The organism is Pseudoalteromonas sp. APC 3355 (assembly GCF_030407615.1).
Taxonomy (GTDB): Bacteria; Pseudomonadota; Gammaproteobacteria; order Enterobacterales; family Alteromonadaceae; genus Pseudoalteromonas; species Pseudoalteromonas distincta.
The window spans coordinates 228,117-242,027 of sequence record NZ_JASDDB010000004.1 but is presented as its reverse complement, the minus strand read 5'-3'; the positions used below and the strand labels follow the sequence as shown (position 1 = coordinate 242,027).

Genomic DNA, 13,911 nt, shown 5'->3' with positions numbered 1-13,911 from the left:
TCTATCGGATTAAATAGCGCACTCACTGCGTCATTTTCTTCGCGTTATAATAGTTCACTAATTTAATGCAATTGCTAAAGCTGTGCTTTTTAATCGGTAGTTTTGATTTTATAGTGCTTAGACTAAGCAAGAGGAATGCCATAAATTAAAATCCTGTCCAACTGGTCAGGATTTGGTGAGTTGTATGAGATTTGTAAGTGTGGGCTGTAGAAATAGTGAGATTAAAATGAGCTAAAACAAACCAATTTGGTGCGCAGATGCACCAAGTTGGTCTTTATTTATATGGTTTTGAGTGCTAAATAAGGGGCGTTTTACTGATGATTAAACCGTTAATATCGGCGTAAACCCAATCGTTAGGTTCTATGGTGGTGCTAAGCATGGTAATAGCTTGGTTTTTATCACCAAAGCCGCGCTTTAAGGTACTACGTGGTGTAGAGCCTAGCGCCATTACAGGTAAGTTCATCGTGGCAAGTATTTCTATATCTCGGCAACAGCCATTTATTATTACGCCTTCCCAGCCATTACTTAAGGCACGCTCAGCCATAATATCGCCTATAAACGCAAAGCGTTTGCTCGCAAACCCGTTTATAACCAATACTTTACCTTCACCATTTTCATGCAATATATCGGCGGCAAAAGAGTTGTCTTCTGGGCAGGTAACGGTAACTACTTTGCCATAAAACGTGGTTTTTTTACCAAAGTGATAAAGGCCGCTGTCTGCTACTTGCACGTTATCGCGATGATCGTCAAATAAATCGGGTGTAGTAAAGGATGTCATGGGTTAAGTCTCACTTTGCTCAGGTATTTTAAGACCAATACCTTTTAAAATTATGTGGGCAATTGATTGCGTAATTTGTGCCACATCGGTTTCGTCGTACTCTAATTTGTTCATTACGAGTAAAACCTCAGCCTGAAAGTCGGCGTAATATTGTGTGGTAGACCAAATAGTAAAGAGCAAATGGTAGGGGTCAACCTTATCCATTTTATCTGCGTCCATCCATGCTTGAAGTACATCAACCTTTTGTTTAACCCAAGGACGGGTATTGGTTCTAAAGTAGTTTTGTAAATAGGGTGCACCGCGCAGTATTTCACTGGCAAATAAGCGAGATTGCATTGGCTGATTTACGGACAGTATTACTTTGCTTTTAATATAGTTATAAAGCACGGTAGCTGGATCGTCGTTAATTGTGACGTTATCGAGCCCTAAGTTCCAATTAGCTATTATGCGGTCAATCACAGACTCGTACAGACCATCCTTACTTTTAAAGTAATACAAAATATTAGCTTTTGGCACCTGCGCTTCTTTAGCAACCATGCTCATACTTGCTCCGTCGTAACCTAATTGCGAAAACAATTGCTCGGCGGCATCTAAAATTAGTTTTTGGTTTTTCTCGCGTGTCACTTCTTTTTTATTTGGTTTTATTTGTGTGGTCATTATTGAGTTTGCGTGTTTAACGTATTGATTGATTGTAGCTTTACTGACCAAAAGGTCAATTACTAAAAAGGGTGAATATTAAAAACAGGCGAGAGGTTTAAGCTATTAACTTTAGGGTCTGTTGATATTTGCGGATTAAAATTTGTTCAAACTAGGGGCTATTTAATCGCGGCGCGAGATTTGTAACCTAGTGGGCTAAGTAAAAACCGAGCAACAAAGAGTAAGTAGCCCCTAGGAAGAACCCTTTGGGCAGCGCCTGTTTGGCATTAATGCTACGTTATCGCCCATTAATGGGGAATAACCACACTATATAGGCTCTGCCTTGCCTAAATACCAAACAGACTGCTGCAAATTTAACCTTGAAAGATCAACAGACCCTTATTGTTTAATTAAATAATTACTGTTAGTTTAGTTTCAAATTTACGAGTAGTACTTTTGGGTTGGCAAATGGATTTTATAAGCAAAAATAAATACACGCTTTATGGAGTCGCGGCCATATTACTGTGGAGTTGCTTAGTTGCATTACTACGGGATATTTCTGAGTTGTTTAGCCCCATTGGTGGTGCGGCGGCTATGTATTCTGCCAGTGCGATATTTTTAATTTTGGTTATGGGAGTGCCCAAGTTTAGTGGGTTTTCAAAACGTTACTTGGTAATAGGTACTTTATTATTTGTATCGTACGAAATTTGTTTGGCGCTTTCTATTGGTATGGCAAATAGCCGTCATCAGGCAATGGAAATGGCGGTTATTAATTATTTATGGCCCACGCTGACTATATTGCTCTCTATTATTATTGGCCGTAAAAAAGTAAATTTCTGGGTTTACCCAAGCATGATCATTGCTTTTTTAGGCGTTGCTTGGTGTATTACGGGCGATCAAGAAATGTCACTCGATACGCTTGTTACTAACTTTGCTGATAATCCTGCTACTTACTTAATGGCATTAGCTGCAGCGTTTATATGGGCTATTTATTGCGTAGTAACGCAAAAGCTGAGTAATGGTAAAAATGCCATTACGTTATTTTTTGCGGTTACGGCAATGAGTTTGTGGGCGCAATATGGTTTTAGTAATGAAGCGCCATTAACGTTTTCACTCAGCTCAAGCATAACGTTGCTATTGGCTGGTGTAGTCGTGGGGAGCGGTTATGCACTTTGGAATCAAGCTATTATTGGCGGTAACTTAATGCTTTTGGGAACGCTTTCGTACTTTACACCGGTGTTTTCTACTATTATTTCGGCGTTGTATTTATCTATTACGCTGAGTGCTTCGTTTTGGCAGGGGGTTGTGCTGGTAACAGTGGGCTCGCTAATTTGCTACTTTGTAACGCGAGAAAAGCCTAAACAACCTCAAATAGCGTCTGCAACATAAGACTAATTTTATTAAAAATAAGCCCTATTATTTTAGGGCTTTTTGTTGCGTGCAGATTATTTTGCATTATTTACCTGCGCTAGTAACTCTATAACTTTTTGTTGACCAAATGTTTGTGCAAATTGCTCTGCTGTTTGACCGGCTTTGTTTTGATGCGCGTTGTCGCAATCAAGTGATACGAGTGTTTTAGCTATACTAAATTCACCTCTAAAAATAGCGGCCATTAGCGCTGTGTTGCCACGGTTATCTTCTAGACAGGCATTAGCGCCTAAGTGTAAAAGTGTGTTAACCGTGTTTTTATTACCATGGTAAGTGGCAATCATTAACGCGGTGTAGCCTTTATTGTTGTAGCTGTCGATAGGAATACCAGCATCTACAAATTGCTCTATTACAGCTGTGTCGTTTGTACGTGCTGCGGCAAAGTAATAAGCAAATAAGCTATCGTATTGAGTTTTTGCAGAATGTTGGCTTTCAACTTGCGAACTGGGTGTTTGTGTATCTGATGTATTTTGAGCGTAAACGCTACTGGTAAAGCTCAGTAGTAGAGCGACTATAATTAATAAATTACGCATAACAATTGTCTCTTATAAAAGAGGAAGGGGTTTATTCCTTCCTCATGATTGTGGTTGTTTTTATAGCTGCTTAGTTGGGACTAATTTTACAACTGATTACTTACAGCTAGTTAATTACAACTAGCTACTTACAAGTTAGCGGCTAGTTGTTTAACCATTTTAATATCGCCGTTTACAGCTTTAGTTAAGCGTGTACCGTACTCGCTATCAGCTTTGTAAAAGTGACTAAGCATTTTGTGTTTAACACTGCTGTTTTGCACTTTGCCTAAATCGCCTGCTAGGTTATTAATTAGGTTTGTACGTTCTTGCTTGCTAAAACCACGGTATATAACACCTGCTTGCGCGAAGTTTTGCTGCTTTTTAATCGCGGCTTGTTGTACAAAGCCTTTTAGCTCTGTGTTACTTCTACGTGCAATTGGGTTTTCAGCTACGTTTTCTTGGCTTGGCTGGTAGTTCACATTGCTTGTAGTGTTACCAATATTCATTGCGCCGTCTTGGTTGTAGTTAACCACTTCAACTTTTGCACGGTTAATTGGCAGTTGCTGGTGGTTAGCACCTAGGCGGTACATTTGTGTATCAGCGTAAGAAAACATACGACCTTGTAATAGTCTGTCTTCTGATGGCTCAATACCTGGAATAATGTTTGCCGGTGCCATTGCTACTTGTTCTGTAGACTGGAAGAAGTTAGTTGGCATACGGTTTAGGGTCATTGTTCCTACTTTAGTTTCTTTAATGTCTAACCACATTTTTGTTGCATCTAATGGGTTGTAATCAAAGTCATCAAGCTGCGACGGATCAAGCGTTTTAATGTATAGATCCCACTTAGGGAAGTTGCCTTTACCAATTTCGCTGTAAAGGTCGCGTGTTAAGTGTTGGAAGTCTTGGCTTTGCACTTTAGCTACTTCTTTTGCGTCAAGGTTATCAATACCTTGTTGGCTTACCCAATGAAACTTAACGTATTTAACATCGCCCGATTTGTTAATCATTTTGTATGCATGTACACCCCAACCGTCCATTTTACGAAGACTTGCTGGTGTACCGTAGTCGCTGTAAACCCACGTTAGCATTTGTGTAGAACCTGGTTCGTGCGAGAAAAAATCGAATACGCGGTTAGGATCTTGAATGTTATCAACCGGTGATGGCTTTAACGAGTGAACCATGTCTGGAAATTTAATCGCATCGCGAATAAAGAACACCGGTAAGTTGTTACCTACTAAATCCCAGTTACCTTGGTCTGTGTAAAACTTAGTTGCAAAGCCACGTGGGTCACGCAGTGTTTCTGGGCTGCCTTTTGAGTGAATTACTGATGAAAAACGAACAAATACGTCTGTTTCTTTACCAGCTTGTGTAAACGGTGCTGCAATTGTTAAATCATCTAGCTCTTTTGATGCTACAAACACACCGTGTGCGCCAGTACCACGAGCATGCACAACACGCTCAGGAATACGCTCACGTGCAAAGCGTTGCAGTTTTTGAATTAGTTGCACGTCTTCTAGTAATACACTGCCACGTTCGCCAGCAGTAATTGAATTTTGGTTGTCGCCAACAGCTGCGCCGTTATCTTTAGTAAGAGTTGTTGCTGCGCTTGCCGGTAATGCCATTGCAAGTGCCAGTGCAGTTAGTGTTAATTTTGTTTTGTTTATTTGAGTATTCATTGTCGACCTCATCTATTTAAAAGTGCCGGCAGTGGTGCAGGCTGTTAATCTGTTAACGATAGTATTAACTTTATTAACTTCGGTAAAACTGATTAATTAGATTGATGTGATTTGTAAAACAGATGAAATGAATTTGCAGATACACTTTTTACATTAATGTAATTTTTTTACTACGACCTTAGTCGCAATATGCTTTTATAAAATTTATTAAATACAAAGGTTTTTAGTTTTATCTGGCGGTATTTTCACCAAGCTGGTGCGTTTTATACTTACAGTGTGTTGACATATTCGCGCAATAAAGGGAATATGCTCAACCAGTGAGCTTATGCTCATTACTGAGTTGCACTAAAAAGTTGCACAATATTAATCGCGCTTAACTCGTTATACTTAAATTAGCTAAACCAAACAGTGTTAATAAGGTGACAAGATGAATACTAATATTGAGCTAGTGATATTTGATTGTGATGGCGTTGTTATTGATAGCGAAATTTTAAGCGCACAAGTACTCATTAATATGCTTGTTGAAAAAGACGTTGAGATTGACCGCGCTTATGTACAGCAACACTTTTTAGGCTGCAACTTTAAAACAGTAAGCCAAAAAATAGCGGATGCATTTAATGTCACTCTTCCTGAAAGCTTTGAAGGTGACTACCGCGAGGCACTATTAAACGAATTTGAAACCGGACTAACCACGACTGATGGTATAGAAGACGTACTTAACAATTTAGCTGTGCCTATTTGTATAGCTACTAGCAGTAGCCCAGCACGCACCGCAAAAGCGTTGAGCGTAGTGAGTTTAAGTAAGTACTTTAGCGATACGGTTTTTACCAGCAGCGAAGTTAAGCGTGGTAAACCGGCGCCTGATTTATTTTTACATGCAGCTAAGCAAATGGGTGTAAAGCCAGAGCATTGCTTAGTAATTGAAGACAGTAAAGCCGGCGTAAATGCAGGAATTGACGCCAATATGCAAGTACTGCATTACAGCGGTGGGCAACATATGCAAGGCTCTGTTAATCATGTACACAGTGCTTACCCAAATGTTGATCATTTAACGCATTGGCAAGATTTTTTTAGTGCATACCCTGCACTTAAAAGCAGTAAACACGCAGCTTTTTAAATACACAAAGTTTTAAACGCGATTTGCTCGCCTTACTCACTGACAGGCAAGCAAACGCAAAATATAAATGTAGATGGTTTTGCTTTACTAAAAATAAAACAAAACGTGGCAAAACATCATGCGTTTATAAACCAAATTATAAAAGGCGAAGTATTTAGGTATTAAGTACTTTGCTGTTAACAATAGGAAATACCATGGCAACGAGTCCACACACACAAACATTTAAAGATGTAAACGAAGAGCAACTTCCTGTTGCTAATAATAAGCTTCACGGCTGGAAGCATTTTGCAGGGCTATACGCTGGCGAACATGTTGCGGCTACTGAATTTGTTATTGGTGCAACGTTTGTTGCATTAGGCGCTTCAACCATCGACATTCTACTGGGTTTATTAATAGGTAACCTGTTAGCAATGTGTTCTTGGTGGCTAATTACTGCACCCATTGCAGTAGAAACCCGCTTAAGTTTATATAACTACTTAAACAAAATTGCTGGTAACTCAATGACCAAGCTCTATAACTGGGCTAATGTGGTTATTTTTAGTGTTATATCGGCCGCGATGATCACGGTATCCTCCACCGCCGTGCGGTTTTTGTTTGATATACCTGCGCAACTTGATTGGTATCCAAATAGCTTTTGGTTTGTAGCCATTGTTTTAGCTGTTGGCTCTATTGTTGTATTTGTTGCGATGTATGGCTTTTCTACGGTTGCTGACTTTTCAAAGCTGTGTGCGCCGTGGCTATTTGTTATATTTATTGCAGGCTCGTTCGCGTTATTCCCTGAGCTTTCAAATCACGTATTAGGTTCTACCTCTTTAACTAGCTTTAGCGACTTTATGACCATAGGCGACTCCTCCATATGGACGGGCACCAATGCCGATGGTGAAAAGGGCATTGGCCTATTAGAAGTGATTGGCTTTGCATGGGCTGCTAACTCAATAACTCACTTTGGTTTAATCGACATGGCTATTTTTAGATTTGCTAAACGCAAAAGCTATGGTTTGTTTTCTGGTGTGGGCATGTTTTTTGGTCATTACTTAGCGTGGATCTCTGCCGGTATTATGGGCGCAGGTGTTGCGGTATTACTTAAAACAACTATTTCATCACTTGATCCGGGCGATGTTGCATACCATGCATTAGGTTGGACTGGTTTTGTTATTGTAATTATTGCCGGTTGGACTACAGCTAACGCAAACCTTTACCGTGCAGGCCTTGCAGCACAATCTATATTTGTTAATCAATCACGTGAACGCACAACCGCTATTGTAGGTGTTGTAACCGTAATTATTGCATGTTTCCCGTTTGTATTTTCTCAAATGCTTCCGCTACTTACTTACGCAGGCTTATTAGTTGTACCAGTAGGCGGCATTGTGTTTGCTGAGCATGTGTTATTTCCTAAAATTGGCCTAACACGTTACTGGGCTAAATATAAAAATATTACCCGCAGCGTACCGGCTATAGCATCTTGGGCGTTAGCACTTGTGTTTGGCTTTGGCTTGAACGCAATTGATGTAATGTCGTTTTACTACTTGTTTATCCCTACATGGATTTTCACCATTGTTGTTTACACGCTTTTAGCTAAAAAATACGGTGCTGGTGACGATTACACACAAGAAATTGCAGCAGAAAAGCAAGAGCAACGTGATATTAAAGAATATCAAGCAGCTGAGGCTAAAGACATTCCAAAGCCAGTAATTGACAGCTCTGTATTTACAAAAGTACTTAACGCGGTTTCTACGGTTTCACTGGTTATTATTTTTATATTTGCAAGCCAAGTGATGTTTTTCAGTGAAACTATGAGTATGTACAGCGCTAATAAATCGCAATTCGAAATAGCCTGTTTTATTTGTACTGTTATTTATTTTGTTACTGCGTACTGGTCGTTAAAGCGCCATAAAGTACTCAATACAGCATCGTAATTACTTATCGTAATACAGTATCGTAATTTATATTTTATCTTTGTTTAGTAAGGTCACACCATGACACAATACCAACACACTGACGCTCTAGTTACAGGGCTAAACCAACAGAGCTTGGCTCAATTACCAAGCCATGTTGATACACCAACCTACGACCGTAGCGCAGTTAAAGCCGGTATTGTACATATTGGTGTGGGCGGTTTTCATCGTGCTCACCAAGCAGTGTATGTTAACGAGCTTTTAAAAACTCCGGGCTCTGAGCAATGGGGTATATGTGGTGTTGGCCTTTTAGAGGGTAACCGTGGTCTGCGTGATATTTTAAAGCAGCAAGATTACCTTTACACGCTTACTGTTAGACACCCAGACGGTACAATAGATAACAAAGTAATTGGCTCAATGATCGACTTTTTGTTTGCTCCAGAGGACAAACAAGCGGTAATTAATAAGCTAGCGCACAGCGATACTAAAATTGTGTCGCTTACTATTACCGAAGGCGGTTACAACTTTAACCCTGCAACGGGCGAGTTTGATTACAGCAATCCAGATATTATTAACGACATTAATAACCCAAACGACCCAATTACAGCGTTTGGCTACATTACCGCTGCGTTAAAATTGCGTAAAGAGCAAGGCCTAGGCGCGTTTACAGTACAGTCGTGCGATAACATTCAGCACAACGGTAACGTAACACGCAAAATGCTTTTAGCCTTTGCTACAGAGCAAGACAAAGACTTAAGTGAGTGGATTGAGCAAAACGTATCGTTTCCAAATGCGATGGTTGACCGTATTACACCGGTATCTAAAAAGAGTGATATTGATTACGTTGTTGATGCATATGGTGTTAGCGACGAGTGGCCAATTACCTGTGAGTCGTTTACACAATGGGTAATAGAGGACACATTTAGTGACTCTCGTCCAAATTGGGATGTTGTTGGTGCACAGTTTGTTACTGATGTAACGCCTTATGAAACCATGAAAATACGTTTACTTAATGCAGGGCATTCTGTGCTTGGTTTATTAGGTTCAATCCATGGCTATGGCACTATTGACGAAACGGTATCGGATGAATTATTTGCCACATACCTACGTGCTTTTATGGATAAAGAAGTAACCCCAAATCTTGAACCACTTGAAGGCATTGACCTTGAAAGTTACAAAGATACGTTAATAGAGCGATTTGCTAATCCTAATATTAAAGACAGCCTAGCGCGTATCTGTAGTGAAAGCTCAGCTAAACTGCCTAAGTTTTTAATTGCCACAATTAACGAAAACCTAGTACAAGGTCGAGATGTATCACTGGCAACGCTTGTTATTGCTACTTGGTGTTTATACAGCGATAAAGGTTTAACTGAAAACGGCGAGCAACTTGAAATTCAAGATGCTATGCACAAAGAGCTTAATTCTTACGCGCAAGAGACTCAAACTAGCCCGATTGCATTTTTAAAGTTAACGAGCTTGTTTGGTAAGCTTGAGCATAACGAAACGTTTACTGCTGAATATAAAAAGTCGATTGCTGCGCTGTATGCACCTAATAGTAAAATTAAAGCCATTATGCAGGCTGTACTTGATCAAAAGAGTAACTAATTATGAGCATTTTAATTAATCATAAATCAGGCGAAAACGTAAGTGTTAGCTGTTTTGGCGAAGTGCTGTGGGATTGTTTTGATTCAGGTAAACGCTTAGGTGGCGCGCCACTTAATATGTGTGTGCGTATTAACTCACTAGGCATTAAAGCCGACATGATCAGCGCTGTTGGTAACGATGAGTTAGGCGCTGAGTTACTAGGCGAAATTACTAGCAAAGGCGTAAGCTGCGAATACATTGCTATTAATAGTGACAAAAAAACTAGCACGGTTGAGGTAACGCTCGACAGTGGTGGCTCTGCAAGTTATGAAATAGTGGCAGACACTGCGTGGGATAATATAGCGCTTACCGATGAGTTACTTAGTAAAGTTAAAAGTAGCGATGTATTTGTATTTGGCAGCCTAATTGGGCGAAGCGAAGCGTCTTTAGCTACGTTAAATCAACTCGTTGATGTAGCAAACTTTAAAGTATTTGACGTAAATCTACGTGCACCGCATTACAAGCTAGAAACACTTGTAGATTTAATGAATAAAGCAGACTTTATTAAGTTAAACGATGAAGAGCTATACGAAATTGCAAAAGCGATGGGTTGTAAGTTTCATTCGCTTGAACAAAATTTAGCGTTTATAGCACAGCAAACAAGTACCGATTACTTATGTGTAACCAAAGGCAGCCACGGTGCTTTATTAACAATCAAAGGCGAAAATTTTTATAATTCAGGTTATTTAATTAGCGTAATTGACACTGTTGGCGCAGGGGATTCGTTTTTAGGTTCGTTAATTTATCAGCTTTGTAGCAACGACGACGCGCAATATGCCGTTGACTTTGCATGTGCCGTTGGAGCAATGGTCGCCGAAAGTTCTGGTGCAACACCTACTTTAACGCATCAACAAATTAGTGAGTTTATGAACCCACTTTAAAAAAACATTGTGTGTGAAAGCGGTTATACGTAAAAGTTTAACCGCTTTTTTTGTGCCTAAAATAAGACATAGGCGATAAGTGAGTGTTAAGTGCGCAGGTTGCGTAAATAGTGGCTTATATCGATTATTGTATTAGCTAAACGTCTTATTGTTTGAGGGTTAAAGCTTTGTTATCGTTCGTCGATTATTCACGGATTGAAAAGGCGGGGCGACACACAATGCGCTCTATAACTAAAATACAAAAAGAGAAACGTGCTTTATGATCATCTTTTTTATCTGCCTCACTATTTTAATACTGGGCTATAAGTTTTACAGCCCATTTGTTGAAAAACAAGCCGGTTTGGATTCAACTGCTGACACACCACAAAAACGCTTTAGCGAAGGTGTTGATTACGTAGCTATTCACCCTGTACGAGCATTTTTAATTCAGTTTTTAAACATTGCTGGCGTAGGTCCAATATTTGGCCCAATTTTAGGTGCTTTATACGGACCCGTTGCACTAGTATGGATTGTACTTGGTAATGTGTTAGGTGGCGCTGTACACGACTTCTTCTCAGGTGTAATGAGTATAAAAGAAGACGGTAAAAGCCTACCAGAAATCGCAGGCCATTATTACAACGTCGTATTTAAAGGCTTTATGCTTGTATTTACTGCCATGCTACTGTTTTTTGTAGGTGTAGTATTTATTATGAGCCCTGCAGGTTTGCTAAGTAACCTTGATTTTTTTGAAGGTACAATACTGGCAAATAATACCTTTTGGGTACTTGCCATTTTAGCGTATTACTTTTTAGCGACCTTGCTACCAATTGATAAAATTATCACTAAGTTTTACCCAATTTTTGGTGCGCTAATGATTGTAATGACAGTGGCAATTGCTATTTCATTACTTATTAATGCGCCGCACTTACCTGTACCAAGTGACTTTTTAGCTTACTTTGAAGCTGACCACGCACATGACTTTTTAGAGCCAAACCCAGATGGACTACCAACATGGCCACTGTTATTTATAACAATCACCTGTGGTGCTATTAGTGGTTTTCACTCTACTCAAGCGCCTATTATTGCGCGTTGTTTAACTAACGAAAAATACGTACGTCCTGTTTATTACGGCGCTATGATGTGTGAAGGTATTGTAGGTTGTGTATGGGCACTTGCTGGTATTGCAGCATTCCCAGATGGTTACGCGGGCTTAAAAGCGTTGCTTGACCAAGGTGGTCCAGGCTTAGTTGTTAACCATGTAGCTAACAGTTACTTAGGCGTATTTGGCGGTATAATGGCAATTATTGCAGTAGCCGTATTCCCAATTACTTCTGGTGATACAGCGTTCCGCTCACTACGTTTAACAGTTGTTGATGCGTTTAATATTCCACAAAGCTTACGTAATCGCTTATTAGTGGCGGTGCCTATACTTGCTATAGCGTACTTTATGACGAAGCTCGATTTCTCATTAATTTGGCGCTACTTTGCATTTTCAAACATGCTGCTTTCTACAAGCGTATTATGGCTTGCCACTAAGTACTTGTTTGACCGTGGTACATTCCATTGGATTGCCAGTGTTCCTGCTGTTATAGCAACAGCGGTAACGGTTTCTTATATTGGCACTGCAGCAATTGGTCTTAACTTATCAAGCGATTTAGGTAAACCTATTGGCGCTGTAGTAACAGTGATTGGCTTAATTGTTTTAGCAATTGTGCACTCTAAGCATAAAGTTAAACCAACAGCGGCTTAATAATCACATAAGTTATTTCAAGCATTAAAAAGCGAGCTATTGTAATCAATAGCTCGCTTTTTTTGTGTACTAAATTTAGGTATTACTGAGTTGCAAGTTCAAAGTAACTATTATCGTCGAGCGTTTTGCTTATCATCATAGCGCCCTCAAGCAAGCTCACTGTTTGAATAGCTGCTTGAGCGGGGTTAGGCTCACCATTAGCTAAGTGTGCAGCGCTAAGCCATGTTAGGTTTTGATTAAAAAAGCGCTTTACTTCAAGGCGTACTTTATCTGGAAGGCTATCGCTTTCGGCTCCTAGCAAACCACATAAACACATTTTTTTATCGGTTACTAATGCACGTCTAAAAAGCTGTGTGTACACATCAATAGGATTTTTACCGTTTGCTTTAAGCTCGCTTGGCTCGCCTAACGCAGCTAAAAAAGAATCAGTATATTGATGAGCAAGCTCTGCACCTAAATCGGCCTTAGTCGGAAAGTGATAGTGCACACTGGCGCTTTTAATGCCGACTTCGCTGGCCAGCTCTCTAAAACTAAAATTACTGTACCCGCCAAGTCGCACCTTGTTTTCAGCGGCTTTTAATAAAGCTTCTTTTTTACTCATTTTTAATATTTCCTATCCGTAGCAATACCAATTTTATTAAAAACATGATCATTCTATCGCATTAAACAACTTACTAACTGCGTTAAAAACTATTCATATAGAACAACTGCATGTCATAATTTTCGCCTTGTTATTGCGCTATTTTCTTAGTGCAATAATAGATCACTTATTTAATGCAATTGGTACAGCAAAATTATCGACCAGTAGGTAGTTATTTACAAGCGTTTTTACTTTTAAGCAACCCCCTAATTTTATTATGAATTATGTTAAATCCCATAAATCAGAATAATTTAAACGTTGACTTAAATTTGGTTTAATATTATAAATTACCTATCGATAGGTAGGCTGGGCCGTTAATTCACTTCTAAACAATAAAGATAGAGATTGCTATGAAAATTTATGATGTAGAAAACTTTCCAAATCCACTTCGTGTTCGTATCGCACTAGCTGAAAAAAATGCCACTTCAAATGTTGAGTTTGTACCTGTTGATTTATTAAATGGTGAACACAGAACAAAAGCCTTTTTAGCTAAAAACCCATTAGCAGGTGTGCCGGTATTAGAGCTAGATGACGGCACGTTTATATCAGAAAGTACCGCTATTACTGAGTATATTGATACCGCATTCGAAGGCCCATCTTTAATGGGTGAAACCGCAAAAGAGCGTGCAGTAATTAACATGATGCAAAAGCGTGCAGAATCTATGGTGCTTGACGCTGTGGCAACTTACTTTCATCATGCAACTGATGGCTTAGGTCCAGAGCTTGAAACATATCAAAATGTGGCTTGGGGTGAAAAACAAGGCGAAAAAGCGCGCCAAGGGTTTAGCTATTTTAATGATGTACTAGCGCAATCGGCGTTTGTTGCTGGTAAACAATTTAGTATTGCTGATATTACATTGTATGCTGGGTTGGTATTTGCTGGATTTGCACAAATAGCAATCCCGAATGAGCTTACCCATTTAGTTGCATGGCAAGAAAAAGTAGCAAAACGCCCAAGTGTTGCGGCTTAATTAG

Annotated in this window: 12 protein-coding genes; 7 read left to right on the top strand and 5 right to left on the bottom strand. The window is 39.5% G+C overall.

Features of this window, described 5'->3' with window-relative positions:
* Positions 1-295: 295 nt before the first annotated feature.
* Together QMA08_RS09205 and QMA08_RS09200 are read right to left on the bottom strand one after the other, a co-directional pair.
* A complete protein-coding gene (locus tag QMA08_RS09205; RefSeq protein ID WP_039488377.1) occupies positions 296-778 on the bottom strand; it encodes a putative 4-hydroxy-4-methyl-2-oxoglutarate aldolase in 483 nt (160 codons plus the stop codon).
* 3 nt (positions 779-781) lie between these two features.
* Positions 782-1,435 (bottom strand): TetR/AcrR family transcriptional regulator, encoded by a 654-nt coding sequence (locus tag QMA08_RS09200; RefSeq protein ID WP_290174276.1) that lies wholly within the window; start codon positions 1,433-1,435, stop codon positions 782-784.
* Between the two features lie 447 nt (positions 1,436-1,882).
* Here QMA08_RS09200 and yddG point away from each other — a divergent pair, with 447 nt between their 5' ends.
* The gene (gene yddG, locus QMA08_RS09195; protein ID WP_290174274.1) at positions 1,883-2,803 is read left to right on the top strand and encodes an aromatic amino acid DMT transporter YddG; all 921 of its coding nucleotides are present in this window, start codon (positions 1,883-1,885) and stop codon (positions 2,801-2,803) included.
* 56 nt (positions 2,804-2,859) lie between these two features.
* Here yddG and QMA08_RS09190 read toward each other — a convergent pair whose 3' ends face one another.
* Positions 2,860-3,375, bottom strand: coding sequence for an ankyrin repeat domain-containing protein (locus tag QMA08_RS09190; protein ID WP_197117222.1), 516 nt, complete (start codon positions 3,373-3,375; stop codon positions 2,860-2,862).
* A 128-nt stretch (positions 3,376-3,503) separates the two neighbouring features.
* Positions 3,504-5,030 (bottom strand): catalase, encoded by a 1,527-nt coding sequence (locus QMA08_RS09185; protein ID WP_188161010.1) that lies wholly within the window; start codon positions 5,028-5,030, stop codon positions 3,504-3,506.
* Between the two features lie 427 nt (positions 5,031-5,457).
* Between QMA08_RS09185 and QMA08_RS09180 the strand changes: the two genes are divergently transcribed.
* The 5 genes from QMA08_RS09180 (at position 5,458) to QMA08_RS09160 (ending at position 12,296) form a co-directional block, all read left to right on the top strand.
* Positions 5,458-6,147 carry an HAD family hydrolase gene (locus QMA08_RS09180; protein WP_290174269.1) on the top strand — a complete coding sequence of 230 codons (690 nt, stop codon included), beginning with the start codon at positions 5,458-5,460 and terminating at the stop codon, positions 6,145-6,147.
* A gap of 194 nt (positions 6,148-6,341) precedes the next feature.
* On the top strand, positions 6,342-8,063 hold the full coding sequence (locus QMA08_RS09175; protein WP_004334683.1) for a hypothetical protein: 1,722 nt from the start codon (positions 6,342-6,344) through the stop codon (positions 8,061-8,063).
* 60 nt (positions 8,064-8,123) lie between these two features.
* Positions 8,124-9,647, top strand: coding sequence for a mannitol dehydrogenase family protein (locus tag QMA08_RS09170; RefSeq protein WP_039488382.1), 1,524 nt, complete (start codon positions 8,124-8,126; stop codon positions 9,645-9,647).
* Positions 9,648-9,649: 2 nt separating this feature from the next.
* Positions 9,650-10,567: a carbohydrate kinase gene (locus tag QMA08_RS09165; protein WP_290174266.1), complete on the top strand. Its 918-nt coding sequence runs from the start codon at positions 9,650-9,652 to the stop codon at positions 10,565-10,567.
* A 259-nt stretch (positions 10,568-10,826) separates the two neighbouring features.
* Entirely contained in the window at positions 10,827-12,296 is a 1,470-nt protein-coding gene (locus QMA08_RS09160; protein ID WP_182711730.1) for a carbon starvation protein A, read from the top strand.
* Positions 12,297-12,378: 82 nt separating this feature from the next.
* Here QMA08_RS09160 and QMA08_RS09155 read toward each other — a convergent pair whose 3' ends face one another.
* A complete protein-coding gene (locus tag QMA08_RS09155; protein ID WP_272450973.1) occupies positions 12,379-12,897 on the bottom strand; it encodes a TetR/AcrR family transcriptional regulator in 519 nt (172 codons plus the stop codon).
* Positions 12,898-13,286: 389 nt separating this feature from the next.
* On the opposite strand from QMA08_RS09155, the gene QMA08_RS09150 reads away from it, so the two are divergent.
* On the top strand, positions 13,287-13,907 hold the full coding sequence (locus QMA08_RS09150) for a glutathione S-transferase (protein ID WP_290174263.1): 621 nt from the start codon (positions 13,287-13,289) through the stop codon (positions 13,905-13,907).
* The last annotated feature ends 4 nt before the right edge of the window (positions 13,908-13,911 follow it).